Source organism: Bacillus sp. FSL L8-0167 (assembly GCF_038630295.1).
GTDB lineage: Bacteria > Bacillota > Bacilli > Bacillales > Bacillaceae > Bacillus > Bacillus safensis.
In genome coordinates this window covers 2,772,253-2,788,318 of record NZ_CP152027.1, presented here as the reverse complement: position 1 = coordinate 2,788,318, position 16,066 = coordinate 2,772,253, and the positions used below count along the sequence as shown (strand labels likewise).

The following is a 16,066-nucleotide window of genomic DNA, read 5'->3' as shown; positions in this document are numbered from 1 at the left end:
ATTACGCAATGCACGAGCTTCACTACTCCCCATCTGAACTCCTGGAATTATACGAATCCCCAAGACCGTTCAAAGCATTCCTTTTCGGACTCATCAGCTACAAGCTAGACATGCTAGAAAAAGAAGCAAAGAAAGGAGGTAAATAATTGGCGAAACTTACAGCACGATTTGAATTAGAAGACCGGGTGTCGAAGAAGTTATTACGCATTCAAAAACGATTTCAAACGTTTGAGAAGCAGCTCAAACCATTTAGAAAACCAGTGAAAATAAGTCTGGAAATGGATGAAAAGAAATTAAGAAACCTCACTTTATCGCTGCGGAAAGTTTCAGTATTTTCTATGAGGCTGGATCAGGGAATCTATCGGGATCTAAAAGCATTGAACAATCAGTTAAATATGATTCCAAATCATCTGGTCATATCCTTTCAAGCGAAGGGGCTGAATGTCATTAAATCCAACATAGATCGTTTGAAACAAATGGGGACAAGTCCCATTATGCTGACGTTTAAACTAAACGATCAATTGTCAGCGAAAATGTCATCGATCAAAAAATCAATCCTTCAGCTCATCAACAGAACGTACTATATGAGATTAAACATGGTTGACCAAGCCACCGCTGCAATTCAACGAATCAAAAAGACACTCAAAAGCTTGACGATGTCCAAACACGAAATCAGAGTGTCTGTTCAAGACAATGCAAAAAGTAAGCTGAAAAAACGAGATCAGGCAGAGTCTGTTGTGAAAGAAAAAACCATAAAAAAAGAGCCTGAGGCTGCTAGTAAGCCAGTTAAAACGGATGAACCTAAACAGAGTTGGCTCCAAAGTTTTGCCAATAAAGGATTAAAAGAAATTCAAAAATATGCAGGTGACGTTGCAGACAAAGTGAAGGAAAAATTGAGTCCTAGAAAGTTTTGGGATGAAAAAGGACTTCCTTGGGTTGAAAATAAAATGGAAGAGTACAAACAAGATGTGATCGGAAGAATTAAAGAGAAGATTAAATTTAATCCTGAAAAAAAACTAGATCAATGGGTGAAGACTGGATTAGATCGTCTCTTTGGTACAAGTGATCAATCAAGTGAAAACAACAGTACGACTCCGGCACCAACAACAGCTCCAACAACAGCTCCAACGACGGCGCCAACGACGGCACCAACAACGGCACCAACATCAACACCATCTAATTCGGCTCCTAAAACGCAGCCTAAGCCGCGAGGTGGAAAAGGTTTGTTTCGCAGTAGTTGTTGCCCTTGTTGTGCAAGAGGAATAAGCAGCCGAGGATCTACTAAAGCGAAAAATGGCCGTTCACCGAGACAATCAACAAATCCAAATGCCACATCAAGAACCGAAATGAATAGAAGGCCTCCAAGTAAATTAGGGAAACTGAAAACCAATGCAGGTAAATTATTTGGAAAAATCCCTAGTGGACTAAAGAAAGGTGCGGGTATCGCAGCTTCAGTTGGCGGACTTACGGGTCTAATGAAAGGTGGCAAGGGGTTAAGTGGACTAGGGGATGCGGTGAAAAATATCGGTAAAGGGAGCGGTAAATTATTAAAGAAAGTACCAATTCTAGGTGGTTTACTTAGTGCAACAAATTTAATCGGTATGAAAAAAGAGAATGCTGGTGAAAAGATCGGTACGACTGGAGGCGGTATCGCTGGCGGGATGGCAGGTGCTGCAGCAGGTGCAGCTATTGGAAGCGTAGTTCCAGGAGTAGGTACAGCCATCGGTGGTCTAGTAGGCGGCATCGCTGGAAGTATGGGCGGCGAATCTATCGGTGAAACGATCGGAAAATGGTTTGATGGCGGCGGATTTGAAAAGATTGGCCAAAAAGCCATTGAAATCAAAGACCAAATTGTTGAAGTTTGGTCAACAGTTGCGACTTGGTTCACAGAAAATGTCTGGACACCATTAAGCAGTACGGTTGTCACAGTAGCATCATTCATCTGGTCGAGTTTAGTCAATGCCTGGACGTGGATCCAAGAAACATTCAGTACAGTAGCAGGCTGGTTTATTGAAAACGTCTGGACCCCGTTAAGCGGTACAGTCGTTACAGTAGCAACGACCATTTGGTCAAGTCTAGTCAATGCCTGGACGTGGATTCAAGAAACATTCAGTGCAGTCGCAGGCTGGTTTATCGAGAACGTCTGGACCCCGTTAAGCGGTACAGTCGTTACGGTAGCAACGACCATCTGGTCAAGCCTAGTCAATGCATGGACATGGATTCAAGAAACATTCAGTGCAGTCGCAGGCTGGTTTATCGAGAACGTCTGGACGCCACTAAGCAGCACAGTTGTTACAGTCGCTACAGGGATTTGGACAGCATTATCAAATGCATGGAATAAGATACAATCAATCTTTGGAGTTGTATCGACATGGTTTATGGAAAATGTGTGGAATCCACTTGTAGATACGGTAGGAACCATTAAAGACAGTTTCGGTAAAAAGTTTGAAGAAGCGTATAAAGTCGTGACAGATATATGGGATGGATTATCCAAATGGTTTGAGGACAATATTCAAAAGCCGATTGTAAAAGTAGCAGAAGCTATTGGTGATGGGTTTTCTAAAGCATTTGGCTGGGTCAAAAAGATTTTTGATAAGGCTGGCGGTGGGGTTGATTTTGTATTGAAACATGTCTTTGGAACCCCTGATAAAAAAGCCACAGGCGGTTATATCACCCAGCCAACCTTATCATGGGTTGGTGAAGCAGGTAACGAATTTGTTATTCCAACTCAAAATAACCGAGGACGCGGAAAGATGCTGCTTGCTCAGGCTGCTTCTCAACTTGGAATGTCTGTTGTCCCGAGCGGAGCGGTAGGAACTCAAGTGTCAAGCTCCCCAGCTCCTACAACTGCATCATCTTCTGTAGGTTCAATGAGCGGAGGCGGATCAGTCTCAATGAATGCGAACATTCAAGCTTCTAGCATTGGCGAGCAATTTAATGACGATTTTGAACAAGGGTTAAACCGTAAAGTCATCTCTCTTGATCAATGGAAACAAAAGAATATTCAGCAGCCTTTTGGTCAATTGACATCAGACTCAGGAAAGTATGGTCAGCAAACGGTTTCTGCCTTTGCAAACGGTCAGCAGATGACACCAACAGGAACAGACAGCTTCTTGCAAAGTCGTGTAAAAGCACCCTACCAACAAGTCATGACAGCATCACCCACTTGGGGTTCTGGAACGGTTAGTGGTTTTGCAGCAGGCCAAAATGCCACATCAATTGGCACGAGCCAATACGTAGATCAAAACATCAAACAACCATTCCTGCAAGCAAAACAAGAATCACCAGGCTGGGGTTCTGGAATGATTGACGCCTTTAACAGCGGCATGCGTTCCAAAGGAAGCGAAGTCACGCAAGCGGCCAAAGAAATGGCGAAGAAAGTAGAACAGGCGTTTAGAGAGGAATTAGACATTCATTCCCCTTCACGCGTCATGATGAGTCTTGGGAAATTTGCATCGATCGGTGTCGTCAAAGGGCTCGACTCAGTTGATGTGAAAAAATTTGCTGAAAATCAGGCTGGTTCATTAATCGGTGCCTTCAGCGGTATGGGAGCTTCAGGGCTTAATATTAAACAATGGCTCATGGCGGCTATCATGGCAACTGGTACATCAATGAGCTGGCTTCCAGGTCTGATGACCATCGCGCAGCATGAGTCACGTGGAAATCCGAGAGCGATCAACTTATGGGATTCCAATGCTAAAAAAGGAACGCCTTCTAAAGGCTTAATGCAAACCATTGGAACGACGTTTAACGCCAATAAAGGCAAGGGCATGAATGACATTTGGAACCCAATTCATAATGCCGTTGCAGCTATTAACTACATTAAGGGAAGATATGGAACAGTCTTCAACACGCCGGGATTACGAAGTATGAGAAGAGGCGGACCTTATAAAGGCTATGCAAATGGCGGATTGATTACTCAAGAGCAGGTGGCTAGAGTCGGTGAAGGAAATAAACGCGAATGGATCATTCCAGAGGAAAGAGGCATTCGCGGAAGGTATTTATTGACGCAGGCAGCCAAGGCACTTGGGATGCAAGTATATGATCCATCAAATGCATCTGCTCCTTTACCGGAAGCACAGATGCAGCAAGTTACCTCACCTCAGTCTACTGGCAGTACAACTTCGCCAGGTAATAAACAGATTACGATTCAATTCAATGGAGATCAGCATTTCCATAATGGACAAGATCAGCAATCGCTAGTCGAAAAAATTAAACAAATGCTTGTAGATGAACTAGAAGTAGAGATTCATACAGGAACGAAGGGGGTCGTAATTGATGGGTAAATCAGTGTATCAATTGTGGATTTCCCAAGGAAAGGACAAGTTGCGATTCCCTGTCCTTCCATCCGAACTCGAAATCACAAATAATGTACAAAATGAAACAGTGAAGGTCGCCTCTTTTGGAGAATTGACTTTTATTGACGTACCATCGGCTAAACAAGTATCATTCACCTCATTATTTCCTAAGAAATATTCGCCGATTGCTGAATATAAAAGCATTCCATCACCAGAGAATGCGATCGCGAAAATTGAACGAATGATGCGTTCAAAGAAATCCGTGCGGTTGATTGTAACTGGAACAAAAATCAATATGACGTGCAGCATTGAAAGCTTCACCCACAAGGAAGGGTCATATGATATTGGAGATCGTGAATTTACGATCGAGTTAAAGGAATACAAAACTGCATCGCCTAGGAAAATCAAACGGAAGAAAAAAGCAAAACAAACGAAAAGGAAACGGCCATCAAAAACACCACCAAAATTGTATACCGTCAAAAAAGGTGATACGTTGTGGGCCATTTCAGGCCGATTTTATGGTGACAGTACAAAATGGCGGCGTATTTGGAATGCCAATAAAGCATCGATGATTAAACGAAGTAAACGCAATATTAAGCAGCCAGGGCATTGGATTTTTCCTGGACAAAAATTAAAAATACCACAATAAGGGGGGCTGGCATTGATCGAGCTTTTTGCCATCAGAAGCGGCACCATGTATGAGCTTGTCACAGAGAGTGTGACACTTCAGGGGCAAAGGTATCAAGCCCCTCGCTCAATTCAGGCAAATATTATCACAAAACAAGGCAGTCAAACATATTACCGTGTCTCAGAAGGGGACACGGTTCTTTTTAAATGGAAAGGAAAAGAGCTGTTTAGAGGCATTGTTTTTTCCCGGACGCCTGTTGAAGGAAAGCTGACGTTTACTGCATACGATATGCTCCAATATTTGGTGAAAAACCAAGATGTCTATGTTTTTTCAAATCAAAGAGCAGATCAAATCTTAAGGCGGATTGGAGCTGACTTTCAAATTCCAATGACCTCCATCGCCAATACAGGACATGTCATAAAATCACTAGTGTTTAAAAATGATACAAGCTTGTATGACATGATATTGAAAGCATTGAAAGAAACGAAGCGGCAAACAGGAAGAAACTATCAAATCTATTCTGCTAAAGGCAAGATGGGGCTGAGAGCCTGGCCTGATCCAGAGGACGTGTGGGTCATTGAATCAGGCGTCAATCTCATCAGCTATCAATACAGCACCTCGATTGAAGGGACAGCCACTCGTGTCAAGATGCGTACGTCTGCTGATGAACAAGGGAAGAATAAGAAAAAAGGCAGTAAATCCGAGATTGTGGTGATCGAACAGGATAAAGCAGGTCAGAATAAATACGGTATTTTACAGCATGTTGAGACAGTCACTGGGCAAATCAACCAGCCGCAGCTGCAAAAAAGAGCCAAAGTACGGCTGGCAGAGAAAAAAGGCGTCAAACAAGAAGTCAAAAGCATTCAAGCCCTAGGAATTCCAGAGCTGCAAAGCGGTCTCCCAATCTATTTGAAAATTCCTGAAATCAATGTGAAAAAAACTTACTGGATCGATCAAGACAAACATGAATTCAGTGGAGTGAAACACACCATGACCATTGATGTTGTTGAGAAAAATTCCATGCCAAAGGGTGATCAAGCGTGAGATTAAGTGAAGCGATTAAACGATTGGCAGTAAATGCAGTAGACGCAGAATCTCCAATTGATCTTGTCATCGGAGAAGTCACGGCGGTTTCCCCTCTGAGCATCCGATTAAATGAAAATCATAAGCTGATCATTCCAGAAGAATTACTGATTTGGCCGAAGCGCTTAAATAAGGGTGAGGATGATGAGCTGAAAAGGGGAGACAGTATTATGGTGCTTGCAATGGCAGGAGGCCAGTCCTTTTACATCATCGACAAATTGTAAGGGAGGTGATGAACGTGGCACTTTCACCAGAGGAAGAAATCGAGGAAACAGAAGAAGACGAAGAGGTCGAAACCTCGACGACGTATCGAATAGATTTTGAAACTGGCAGACTGACAGGCGAAACCATTTCAGGCATCGAGGCAATCCGGCAATTCGTTTATATGACACTTAGGACAGAGCGGTATGCACATCCTATCTACAGCCACGACATTGGTACTGAAATTCAGGAGCTATTGACGGATACAGAAGCTACGGATGAATACAAAGAAATGGAGATTCCAAGGCTGCTAGAGGAAGCACTGATCGTTGACGAGCGGATTGATCATATTGAAGAGTTAGAGGTCACAAAGCAAAATGACTCATTTCATGTCAAACTAGCGATTGTCACAGATGAGGGCACATTAGAAATAGAGGAGGTGATGGAGGGCGATGTTTGAGGAACAGACGTACGAAGCATTAATGGAAAGAATGCTGGACAGACTGCCAGATGACATAGATAAAAGAGAAAACAGCGTGATTTGGAATGCCTTGGCACCTGCTGCCGCTGAACTGGCCCAATCCTATATTTGGCTTGATCAAGTGTTTGAGCTGGTCTTTGCAGATACAGCACAAGGAGAGTTTCTAGATCGGCGGGCTGCTGAAGTAGGGATCGAAAGAAAACCAGCCACTAAAGCGGTTTGGTCAGCGGTCATTCAGCCAGACAGTATCAACATTCCAGCTGGCTCACGTTTTTTTATTGAAGACGTTTATTTCCAGTATTCGAAGGATGGCACGCTAGAATGCGAGACACCTGGTAAAGCCGGCAATGTTCAATTAACAGATCAGCCGCTGCTGTCACTTGATACAATTCCAGGACTTGAATCGATTACGATGAAAGAACTGGTGATACCAGGTCAAGAGGAGGAAGATGACGCTTCTTTATATGATCGATATTTAATACGTGCGAGGCGGGAGGCGGTCAGTGCCAACAGGGCGCATTATAAAAAATGGGCTGAGGAAGTGCCTGGTGTTGGCAGAGCGAAAGTGTTCCCGCTTTGGAACGGAGAAGGGACAGTCAAAATTGTCATCACAGATGGCAATCTAGATGTTGCATCAGACCTTCTTGTCAAAAGGGTACAGGAATATATCGACCCAGTGCCAGGTGAAGGAGAAGGACAAGCGCCTATAGGCTCCAAAGCAACCGTTGAAAGCGCCAAATGGCTGGATATCGACATAGAAGTGGCTGTCGAACTTCAAATGGACTGGACCCTTGAAGGAGCTCAGAAAGAAATAGAAGAAAAGGTCAAGACGCTGTTGAAATCAATCGCATTTGAAAAGAGTACCATTCGAATGTCCGCTTTAAATGATATTTTGTACCATTCAGAAAGTGTGTCAGATTATGCAGATGTGTTATTGAATGGCGAGTCGAAAAACTTAGTATTACAGGACATTGAGATTCCGCGTCTTAGGCAGGTGAAGGTTATTGAGCAAACAGGATGAAATGAAAACCTACTTGCCGCCATATTTTACAGAAATTTATGAAGTGGATCACCTGCTCAAGACAGAGGCACCGGAATTTGAGCAATTGGACGAATCTATTTTCGACTTAACGGATCAGTTCTTTCCTTTAACAGCGACATGGGGATTAAACAGATGGGAAAGAATGCTGAAGGTGCAGCGGGAATCAGATGATTCAATTGAACTGCGCAGGGCACGCTTACTCAATATGATGTCAAATATTCCCCCAATCACGTATCTTTCATTAGAGAAATCAGTGAATCGCTTTCTCAAGAATCCAAGTGCTGTCATCCGTCTCACAACCAATCGCTATCACTTCGCTTTACGTGTGAACCTAGATGATCTGCAAAACACGAGATATATTGTAGAAATACTTGAAACGTTAAAGCCCGCGCACTTGGCTTATACGTTCACGGCTTTTCATCATACCGACGTACATGAAAAAAATGATCATCACGGGAGGCTCACACTGCGAAGTAGAGTGGGTTTTTTCGATCATATCCCGATTTTACTCAATGGTGAATTTGTCTTAAATGGTACGTTTTATCTCAGCGGAACGCGAGGTGCAACGGATGTGCCTGCTCGTTTTCGGCATTCATTAAACATGAGGATGCCTCTTCAACATCAGTCAGAAACAGCATATCGCATGAACTATGTCATGACTGGAGCGGTACTTGAAACGAAGCAAGGAGCGGCATTGACTTTACGCACAAAAAATCAGCTCCAGCATCAAACCAAGAAGAAGATGACGTTCCGTCTGCCAGTACATGTCCAAACTGAGCAGGGTGGAAGCTTACTGATCAAAGATCATTACTGGATTCTCGATGGATCTGTTCCGCTGGATGGATCAAAAATGCTAGCAGCAACTTCTAAAAAAATAGATTTATAAGGAGGATCACAATGGCTGATCAATTAACCGTAACAACACTGTATGCACGTCAACAAATGGCAAAGGCAAGAGCCGAAGGAACAAAACTCACAAAAGTCGTCAAAATGGCATTTGGAAATGGGGGAACGAAGGATGGAAAACCGATCTCACTAGACGGCACTGAACAAAAACTCAAAAAAGAACTAGTCCAAAAAAATATTGATTCGTTTACCTTCATGGAACCAGCAAAAATCCGCTACACCTGCACGATCGCCGAAGGAGAACTGGCAGGAGAAGTGATCAACGAACTAGCACTTGTCGACGAAGACGGCAAATTCACCGCCATCCGCACCATGACAGACAAACAAAAAGACGGCGACATCGAATTTGTTTTTGAGATTGATGATATTTATTAATGGAGGGAAAAGAAGTGGAGATAAAATCACCTTTACCGTTTGAAACCACTGACAAAGCCCATGCCAACTTGTTTAACCAGATGGTCGACACACTTGTAGAGAATGACAATGCGCTGAGTAAACAAATTGCAGGGATCACAAATGAAAGCTTCTTCAAACTAACAGGGGATCAAGCCATTCAAGATGCGACAGTCAGCGGTGAGGAATATCCAATAGGTATTACATTCATGGATATTGGTCAAGCCAATGATACGGGATACCCTACAAGATTCGGCTTTGTGAAAAATGAAAAATATAGTAACTTTCGATTTGTTCAATATTATTATGGGACTGGAAACGAAGCAGGCAGCTATTTTGATAGCACAGGTACGTGGTGCCGTCATTGGTGGACTGGATCGGGTTGGACCGACTGGCATAAACTCTCTGGGTTCTGTCATGCCAATATAGGTACAACTGGGAAGCAGTTATTAACCAAGGGAGAGTATCAAAAAGTCCTTTTTAATCGAAAGATAAAAGACAGTCATAACAATTTTGATATCAAAAATAATCGCTTCATCTGCCCTGAAAACGGAATGTATTCAGTGAATGCTGGTGTGTATATTGAAAGCTTTCAACGGTATGCAAACTTTGAATTATCGATCTATTTAAATGGAAAAAGATATAAAAATATTTCACATCAAAGACAAAGTCCGACAAGCCCATCTGATACGTTGAGTTTTAGTATGGGACTTTATGGTTCTGCCAATGTACCGGCTAATAAAGGGGATTATTTAGAAATTTACATGTACGCAGGATATGACGGAGACGTTAGTCGTTATATATCAGATAACTCAGGCTGGTACAACTATTTTGACATTACAGAAGTAGGCGGCCGAAATTTCCCGCGAGTATAGGAGGGTTTTGATGATTTTATATGAAGCCATTAAATATAAATATCCCGATGCGGATCCGCAAAAGGATTTTGAACTAAGAAATGACGGCGCTGGTTCGTATATAGATGAATGGTATCTTGATGTGCCCAAACCAACAGAAGAAGAATTGAAAAAATGGTGGGAGGAATCACAAGCCAATCCAAGGTATCAACCACCGCTCCCACTAGATTATCTAGCGCAAGAAGTAGCAAAAGAAAAGCTGATGAGAAAGCAGCTTGAACATCAATGTGATCTTCTATCAAACGAACTAAAAGCGCTAAAAAATGAGATCCTTTTCATTAAAGGAGAGGGTGATAGATGAGTTATTGGGTAATGGCATTATATTTCAAATGGGTGACACCTGAATTGGTCAAACAGGCAATTGAACTAGGTGATTGTTCAATGGAAGATCTAAATGCAGGATACGAGCAAAGGATACTCACTTTAGAGCAGCTGCAAGAGATTGAACCAAATTTCAAGGCAAGGGAGTGAAAACCGAATGGAAATAAAAGAACCAAAACTTTTTAACGTGAATGATAAAGCGCATGCAGATCTGTTTAATGACATGGTCAGAGTACTACTTGAAAATGATACTGGATTATTAGAGCATCTCTTAAAACATACAAATGATGGCGGAGTACACGCATCTGAAACAGAAAAGAAAAAATGGAATGAATCCCAGAGTTATAAGATCACGGCTGATAGTGGAAGACAGCTTATCAATGTGTCAGCCGGGGGAAGTATATTTGATGCGATAAAAGACAAAGGAACATGTACATTTTATGCAGCTGCTGGTGTGGAGGATTCACCTGCCTTACCGAATGTATCAATAAGAGGGCTGCAGACAGTAGGGCAAGAAAATATTGGATCTGGCTTTGCAATTGATATGTCAGGAAATGCTTATTTTTTCTATTATGATGCTGGACATACATCGATTTCATGGACAAAGCTGCCTACAGAAAGCGATATGAATAGATGGGATAACGGTCAATTAGTAAAAATCACACAAGATAATGGAAAGCCCATTTATCATGGATTTGCTAGCGAAACAGACTATAACACCCTCACTCAGACAGGAATGTACCTCATTTATAACCAAGGTATAAACGGTCCATCATCCTTTAATCGAGTGTTTTTATTGGTCATGAGTTATGGCAGTACATTAGTGCAAATAGCATACGAATCTGTTTATGGGAAGAACACATACTTTAGAGTTCTTAAACACAATGCAGAATCATGGACACCATGGGAGAAGCAAATCACGCTATCAGATTTATTAGAAGGATCTTGGGAAACACCTAAAGAGATTAAAAGCAATTGGAAGGAATATGACCCTATTAATTTACCAGTAAAATATCGCAAGAATCTCCTAGGTGAAGTTGAGATAGTAGGAGCTGTAAAAGGTGGGACATTAGGAAATAATGCAGTGTTTAATTTGCCTGAAGAATATTGGCCGAAACAGGCAATGCATTTTGTAGGAGTCGCTTCTAGTATAGGGACTCCAGGAGTACCACAATTCCATCGTACCTTAATAGATAAAGAGGGTAATGTATGTGTACAATCATCTTCAAATAACGCCAATCCCACTGAGTTTATTACATTTGGTTTTAAGTTCAGCACAAGGTGAAACTAATAAAACCAATATTTAGAGCTGAAATATAAAAGGAGAATGTTCATGGAGATAAAGACACCTCGTTCTTTTAAAGTCAGTGACAAAGCCCATGCAGATCTGTTTAATGACATGATCAAGGTTATTCTTGAAAATGATGTTGGACTTTTGGATCAAATCAATCAACACAAAAATGATGCAACATCTCATGCATCTGTAACAGAAAAGCAGAAATGGGATCAATCTCAGTTATATAAAATGACAAATGATAACGGGTCCCAGTTGGTGAATATCCCTGCTGGCGGCAGTATTTATAACGGGATTAAATCGTTAGGTGCCTGCTCGTTCTATGCTCCGGGAGGTTCTGGAGTAGTCGATTCTCCTGCTATAGGTAATGCTGCATTAAGAGGCTTTCAGCTTGTAGGTCAAAATAATATTGGCGTAGGAATCGCGATTGACACATCAGGCAATGCATTTTGTTTTTCCTATCATGTGAATGACGACGGAATTAACTGGCTCCAATTGCCGACACAAAATGAAAAAAACAAATGGGACGCAGGACAACTATCTAAAATCACTGCTGACGATGGAAAAGCTTATGAAAGAATTAATGCAAACGATCCTAGTATTTTAGATAAACTTATCAAATTACCGGGCGTGCATTCTTGGTATATTCATGAAGCACACCCCGATCTGCCTACAAAAAGTTCTATGAGGGCCTTATCAGTCTTTAGTGAAAATACTTATGGTTGGATCATTGGGGCGAATAATACAGGCGATGTATACATCAATCGATCGACGACAGATGTTACCGGTACTCAGCAAGAATGGAGCGGCTGGAAGAGGTTGAACGAGCATCCATTATTGAAAGCGAATGGAAATAGAATGCTTATTCCTACTGGTACAGATATACTCACTCTGCCTTCTGGTTTTTATTATGTCTCTGGAACGAATGCAGTAAATATGCCATCAACGACCGATGCTTCTTGGTTTAATGTAGATATTTTAGAAACGGGAAATAACCGCAAAACTTTTCATGTGAGTCGAAGCTATGATAACAGCCATTGGTACGGAACTACTCATACTGATGGAATCTTCAGGGGCTGGAAACAGCTAGTGACAAATGCTGAGTTTGAACATGTCACGTGGCTTAGTGTTACCTTAGACAAAAGTTCATCTATAGGGGATAGACCAGTTGAATATGTAAAATGGGGAAATTTGTTGTTGCTGAGAGGTCATCTAAAAGCAAATAGAGAAATCATCTGTGGACGGATTCCAGCCGAAGGTTTACCAGAGAAAGGTCTTGTGGTGTCAGTTCCCGTATCAGGTACAACGGGTCATAGTAAATTACTTATATATAAGACAGGAGAGCTAAAGCTAACTGGTTTACTGGCAGCGAATGAAAGTGCAGTAACTGGCTACTATTTAGACACAGTCGTCCCATTAAATTAAGGAAGTGATAGTATGATACAAGTTTATGAGTACAATCATCAAAATGAATTGGTCAGACCTATAGTAGTGTTTGAGAGGGATGATGAAGGAAATTATATCATTCCAGATCAATGCACAACAATTGCTCCACCCAATAATCCTTCTTTTTATAAAGCAGCTTTTGATGTGGAAAAACAACAATGGTATGAATCAGCGACACTGGAATATATAGATAGCTTAAAACCAGCCCCACTCCCGCCAAGTGATATAGAACTTTTAAAGAAACAAAATGCCTTATTATCTAAACAATTAACGCAGTTATTGGCTATGCAAAAAGGGGGGACTTCAAAATGATGTTTCCAACTGTAGCAGATATCAAACAATTTTGGGACTGGCAATGTTACGGCCCAGAGGACATTGCATTTTATGTAAGGATCGGCTGGATCTCGGCAGACGACTATCAAGACATAACAGGAGACAAATACGAAGCCTAATGGCTTTATTTTTTTGTCGGAAAGAAGGTGATTTCAATGGAAGTAGATGTTGTTCAAAACTTAATGACACAAGGCCCATTTGCCGTTCTCTTTTGCTGGATTCTGTTCTATGTTCTCAACACAACAAAGGAAAGAGAAAACAAACTCAATGAGCAAATCGAGGCGCAAAATGATGTGTTAGCAAAGTTTAGTGAAAAGTATGACGTCGTGATCGACAAACTCGACAAAATTGAACGAAATTTAAAATAGGAGGAAAGATCATGAAAACATTCGACAAAGGCACTGTGATTCGCACAGTGCTTCTTTTTATTGCTCTGATCAATCAAACGCTTGTCATGTTTGGACAGACGGTGCTGCCGATTAGTGAGGAGCAAGTACAAACCGCAGGTGAGGCACTATATGTGGCAGGTTCTACAATTTTCACTATGGTCACAGCGGTAACAGCTTGGTTTAAAAACAATTATGTGACCTACAAAGGCAAATTACAAAAAGATGCTCTGAAACAAAGAGGGCTAACAAAATAATACTTGAAGGAGAAACGACATGGTAAAAATCATTCAAGCATTGATTCCAAAACAACATCGCAACAGACCAGGAAACACGATGAAGCCGCTCTATATTACAGTGCATAATACGTCTAACAGTGCAAAAGGCGCTAATGCGGCCAGTCATGCAGCGTTTGTTGCACGTTCAAGTACCGGGGTCAGCTGGCATTACACCGTTGATGATCAGGTGATTTATCAGCATTTACCGTTAAACGAAAACGGCTGGCACGCAGGGGATGGCAGAGGCACCGGCAATATGAAATCAATTGGTATTGAAATTTGTGAAAATGCAGACGGCAGCTTTGAACAAGCAGTCGAAAATGCCCAATGGCTCATTCGAAAGCTGATGGGAGATTTCGGAATTCCCTTATCAAATGTAGTGCCTCATAAACATTGGAGCGGGAAAGAGTGTCCAAGGAAACTTCTCGGACGGTGGGATCAGTTTAAAGCTGGAATAGCCACAGCGCATACCGGCAGCAAAAGCACAAGAAAACCAGTTCAGACAGAAAGCTTGAGCCACAAAGCACCCGTTCCCAAACAGAAATCGTCAAACCTGCCATCTGGCATTTTAAAAGTCACCAAGCCCTTAACAAAAGGCCCTCAAGTCACAGCCGTGCAAAAAGCCTTATCTACCCTCTATTTTTACCCAGACAAAGGGGCAAAAAACAACGGGATTGACGGCTATTATGGACCGAAAACGGCGAACGCGGTCAAGCGGTTCCAGCTCATGAACGGCTTAGCTGCAGACGGGATTTACGGACCGAAGACGAAGAACAAAATCGAACAATTACAGAAGAAATGATGATCTATAAAAAAAGCTATCAGCAAGTGAGGAAATGCTTCCTTGCTGATAGCTAACAAAAAATGACATCATTTGTGATATAATTGGCCAAATCCCTATCATGAGAGGAGAGAAAAATGAAAAAAGAACTGCTCCAGATCATTTTGCTGTCAGTGCTGCTCATCTATTTCATTTATCACGGAATGACGAGCGACTTCCCTGTGTCCTATACAATCATTCTCATCCTAACTTATCTTTCTGTGATCACATACCGCATCATAAAGTTATTAAGAAAAAACAAAGAACAAACAGAACTGTAAGAGATATGTACATAAAAAAACCATCCTTGATTTTACAAGAATGGTTTTTCGTATGGAGCATAGCGGGATCGAACCGCTGACCTCTACGCTGCCAGCGTAGCGCTCTCCCAGCTGAGCTAATGCCCCGAGGTATGACGACATAATTTATTATAATCAATCCTCCTCTGAAATTCAAGCTGTAAAACGTAAACACATCGTCTATTTTTCCTTCTGTTCAATCGGAATATAGTCAAAAATTTCACCAGAATGAACAGAATGGGCTAATCGTCTCAGCCAGTCATAATAGGCTTTTGAGCTTTCAAGCTGCTCAATAAGCTGCTGCGCTTCTTCTCTTACATGTTCCTCCAGCTGATCATCACGCGACACCTCTTGAAGCCGCTCTTGCGCTTCTTCAATTGCCGCTAAATTGACCTCGACCTCACGTTCCCATTTTTGCGGAAAGAAGTTCGTGAAAAACTTAAAAAAGTCTTTTTCCGCAACAAAGCTGTGTTTTCTTCGGCCACGGTGAAACGTCTTTTTGACAATATTCATGTCTTGCAGCTTTTTCACACCCGTGCTCATACTCGGCTTACTCATTTGCAGCTCTTCACGCATTTCATCCAGTGTCATTTCCTCATTTAAATACATCGTTCCATATAGAATACCTGCACTTCTTGTAATGCCATAGAGATCCATCGTTTCAGCTATGGAATCAATGACTAGATCTTTAGCAGCTAATATACGATCTTCTGCTTGCGGCTTTTCCTGCTTTTTCATTTTGTCCCTGCTTTCTATTAAGAAAATTCAATCCGTTCAAAAAAATCTTTATGGACTATATGTTAACGAAAGAATACAAAATGTCAAAATAAATGAAGCATATCTCCCTTTGACAGAAAAATTTGAACATGATAAGTTAATTATGTTCAAAACGTTAAATTTTTATTTAACAAACTTACCAAAGAGAATCAGAGGAGGTCCCTTC

The 16,066-nt window shown here is 41.7% G+C and carries 21 protein-coding genes and 1 tRNA gene; 20 read left to right on the top strand and 2 right to left on the bottom strand.

The window, feature by feature from the left end:
- The first annotated feature begins 8 nt into the window (after window positions 1–8).
- From MHB66_RS14485 to MHB66_RS14390, 20 genes are all read left to right on the top strand, one after another.
- On the top strand, window positions 9–146 hold the full coding sequence (locus MHB66_RS14485; RefSeq protein WP_095357030.1) for a hypothetical protein: 138 nt from the start codon (window positions 9–11) through the stop codon (window positions 144–146).
- On the top strand, window positions 147–4,286 hold the full coding sequence (locus MHB66_RS14480; protein ID WP_046313408.1) for a transglycosylase SLT domain-containing protein: 4,140 nt from the start codon (window positions 147–149) through the stop codon (window positions 4,284–4,286).
- Entirely contained in the window at window positions 4,279–4,947 is a 669-nt protein-coding gene (locus MHB66_RS14475; protein WP_046313410.1) for a LysM peptidoglycan-binding domain-containing protein, read from the top strand. Before MHB66_RS14480 ends, MHB66_RS14475 begins: the two co-directional genes overlap by 8 nt.
- 12 nt (window positions 4,948–4,959) lie before the next feature.
- Window positions 4,960–5,970, top strand: a complete 1,011-nt coding sequence (locus MHB66_RS14470; protein WP_046313412.1) for a hypothetical protein — start codon at window positions 4,960–4,962, stop codon at window positions 5,968–5,970.
- The gene (locus MHB66_RS14465; RefSeq protein ID WP_024423253.1) at window positions 5,967–6,233 is read left to right on the top strand and encodes a DUF2577 family protein; all 267 of its coding nucleotides are present in this window, start codon (window positions 5,967–5,969) and stop codon (window positions 6,231–6,233) included. Before MHB66_RS14470 ends, MHB66_RS14465 begins: the two co-directional genes overlap by 4 nt.
- Before the next feature lie 14 nt (window positions 6,234–6,247).
- Entirely contained in the window at window positions 6,248–6,670 is a 423-nt protein-coding gene (locus MHB66_RS14460; RefSeq protein ID WP_034282463.1) for a DUF2634 domain-containing protein, read from the top strand.
- Window positions 6,663–7,712 carry a baseplate J/gp47 family protein gene (locus tag MHB66_RS14455; RefSeq protein WP_034282461.1) on the top strand — a complete coding sequence of 350 codons (1,050 nt, stop codon included), beginning with the start codon at window positions 6,663–6,665 and terminating at the stop codon, window positions 7,710–7,712. The genes MHB66_RS14460 and MHB66_RS14455 overlap by 8 nt, the downstream gene beginning before the upstream one ends.
- Window positions 7,696–8,619 carry a YmfQ family protein gene (locus MHB66_RS14450; RefSeq protein WP_046313414.1) on the top strand — a complete coding sequence of 308 codons (924 nt, stop codon included), beginning with the start codon at window positions 7,696–7,698 and terminating at the stop codon, window positions 8,617–8,619. Before MHB66_RS14455 ends, MHB66_RS14450 begins: the two co-directional genes overlap by 17 nt.
- Window positions 8,620–8,630: 11 nt before the next feature.
- Complete coding sequence (locus MHB66_RS14445; RefSeq protein WP_024423249.1) at window positions 8,631–9,014, top strand: phage tail protein; 384 nt, start codon at window positions 8,631–8,633, stop codon at window positions 9,012–9,014.
- A 14-nt stretch (window positions 9,015–9,028) separates the two neighbouring features.
- Window positions 9,029–9,907 (top strand): hypothetical protein, encoded by an 879-nt coding sequence (locus tag MHB66_RS14440; RefSeq protein ID WP_046313417.1) that lies wholly within the window; start codon window positions 9,029–9,031, stop codon window positions 9,905–9,907.
- A gap of 10 nt (window positions 9,908–9,917) precedes the next feature.
- Entirely contained in the window at window positions 9,918–10,247 is a 330-nt protein-coding gene (locus MHB66_RS14435) for an XkdW family protein (RefSeq protein WP_046313419.1), read from the top strand.
- The gene (locus tag MHB66_RS14430) at window positions 10,244–10,417 is read left to right on the top strand and encodes a phage portal protein (RefSeq protein WP_046313421.1); all 174 of its coding nucleotides are present in this window, start codon (window positions 10,244–10,246) and stop codon (window positions 10,415–10,417) included. Before MHB66_RS14435 ends, MHB66_RS14430 begins: the two co-directional genes overlap by 4 nt.
- A 7-nt stretch (window positions 10,418–10,424) precedes the next feature.
- Window positions 10,425–11,552 carry a pyocin knob domain-containing protein gene (locus MHB66_RS14425; RefSeq protein WP_046313423.1) on the top strand — a complete coding sequence of 376 codons (1,128 nt, stop codon included), beginning with the start codon at window positions 10,425–10,427 and terminating at the stop codon, window positions 11,550–11,552.
- Window positions 11,553–11,600: 48 nt separating this feature from the next.
- On the top strand, window positions 11,601–12,986 hold the full coding sequence (locus tag MHB66_RS14420) for a hypothetical protein (RefSeq protein WP_046313425.1): 1,386 nt from the start codon (window positions 11,601–11,603) through the stop codon (window positions 12,984–12,986).
- 12 nt (window positions 12,987–12,998) lie between these two features.
- Complete coding sequence (locus MHB66_RS14415) at window positions 12,999–13,319, top strand: hypothetical protein (RefSeq protein WP_046313427.1); 321 nt, start codon at window positions 12,999–13,001, stop codon at window positions 13,317–13,319.
- Window positions 13,316–13,459: an XkdX family protein gene (locus tag MHB66_RS14410; RefSeq protein ID WP_041115885.1), complete on the top strand. Its 144-nt coding sequence runs from the start codon at window positions 13,316–13,318 to the stop codon at window positions 13,457–13,459. The genes MHB66_RS14415 and MHB66_RS14410 overlap by 4 nt, the downstream gene beginning before the upstream one ends.
- Window positions 13,460–13,495: 36 nt before the next feature.
- On the top strand, window positions 13,496–13,708 hold the full coding sequence (locus MHB66_RS14405; RefSeq protein ID WP_017367922.1) for a BhlA/UviB family holin-like peptide: 213 nt from the start codon (window positions 13,496–13,498) through the stop codon (window positions 13,706–13,708).
- Between the two features lie 11 nt (window positions 13,709–13,719).
- Complete coding sequence (locus MHB66_RS14400) at window positions 13,720–13,983, top strand: phage holin (RefSeq protein ID WP_046313431.1); 264 nt, start codon at window positions 13,720–13,722, stop codon at window positions 13,981–13,983.
- A gap of 19 nt (window positions 13,984–14,002) precedes the next feature.
- Window positions 14,003–14,806, top strand: a complete 804-nt coding sequence (locus MHB66_RS14395; protein ID WP_046313432.1) for an N-acetylmuramoyl-L-alanine amidase — start codon at window positions 14,003–14,005, stop codon at window positions 14,804–14,806.
- Between the two features lie 116 nt (window positions 14,807–14,922).
- Window positions 14,923–15,105, top strand: coding sequence for a hypothetical protein (locus MHB66_RS14390; protein WP_046313435.1), 183 nt, complete (start codon window positions 14,923–14,925; stop codon window positions 15,103–15,105).
- A 53-nt stretch (window positions 15,106–15,158) separates the two neighbouring features.
- On the opposite strand, the gene MHB66_RS14385 is transcribed toward MHB66_RS14390, so the two are convergent.
- Window positions 15,159–15,231: transfer RNA gene (locus MHB66_RS14385), tRNA-Ala, on the bottom strand.
- 72 nt (window positions 15,232–15,303) lie between these two features.
- Window positions 15,304–15,861 (bottom strand): GbsR/MarR family transcriptional regulator, encoded by a 558-nt coding sequence (locus MHB66_RS14380; RefSeq protein WP_034284303.1) that lies wholly within the window; start codon window positions 15,859–15,861, stop codon window positions 15,304–15,306.
- Window positions 15,862–16,066 lie beyond the last annotated feature (205 nt).

What these genes read in the sequence shown, in the direction of transcription:
- MHB66_RS14485 (WP_095357030.1), top strand. Translation starts at nt 9, where the DNA reads ATGCACGAGCTTCACTACTCCCCATCTGAACTCCTGGAATTATACGAA.
- MHB66_RS14475 (WP_046313410.1), top strand. Translation starts at nt 4,279, where the DNA reads ATGGGTAAATCAGTGTATCAATTGTGGATTTCCCAAGGAAAGGACAAG.
- MHB66_RS14455 (WP_034282461.1), top strand. Translation starts at nt 6,663, where the DNA reads ATGTTTGAGGAACAGACGTACGAAGCATTAATGGAAAGAATGCTGGAC.
- MHB66_RS14445 (WP_024423249.1), top strand. Translation starts at nt 8,631, where the DNA reads ATGGCTGATCAATTAACCGTAACAACACTGTATGCACGTCAACAAATG.
- MHB66_RS14435 (WP_046313419.1), top strand. Translation starts at nt 9,918, where the DNA reads ATGATTTTATATGAAGCCATTAAATATAAATATCCCGATGCGGATCCG.
- MHB66_RS14430 (WP_046313421.1), top strand. Translation starts at nt 10,244, where the DNA reads ATGAGTTATTGGGTAATGGCATTATATTTCAAATGGGTGACACCTGAA.
- MHB66_RS14425 (WP_046313423.1), top strand. Translation starts at nt 10,425, where the DNA reads ATGGAAATAAAAGAACCAAAACTTTTTAACGTGAATGATAAAGCGCAT.
- MHB66_RS14420 (WP_046313425.1), top strand. Translation starts at nt 11,601, where the DNA reads ATGGAGATAAAGACACCTCGTTCTTTTAAAGTCAGTGACAAAGCCCAT.
- MHB66_RS14415 (WP_046313427.1), top strand. Translation starts at nt 12,999, where the DNA reads ATGATACAAGTTTATGAGTACAATCATCAAAATGAATTGGTCAGACCT.
- MHB66_RS14410 (WP_041115885.1), top strand. Translation starts at nt 13,316, where the DNA reads ATGATGTTTCCAACTGTAGCAGATATCAAACAATTTTGGGACTGGCAA.
- MHB66_RS14405 (WP_017367922.1), top strand. Translation starts at nt 13,496, where the DNA reads ATGGAAGTAGATGTTGTTCAAAACTTAATGACACAAGGCCCATTTGCC.
- MHB66_RS14400 (WP_046313431.1), top strand. Translation starts at nt 13,720, where the DNA reads ATGAAAACATTCGACAAAGGCACTGTGATTCGCACAGTGCTTCTTTTT.
- MHB66_RS14395 (WP_046313432.1), top strand. Translation starts at nt 14,003, where the DNA reads ATGGTAAAAATCATTCAAGCATTGATTCCAAAACAACATCGCAACAGA.
- MHB66_RS14390 (WP_046313435.1), top strand. Translation starts at nt 14,923, where the DNA reads ATGAAAAAAGAACTGCTCCAGATCATTTTGCTGTCAGTGCTGCTCATC.
- MHB66_RS14380 (WP_034284303.1), bottom strand. Translation starts at nt 15,861, where the DNA reads ATGAAAAAGCAGGAAAAGCCGCAAGCAGAAGATCGTATATTAGCTGCT.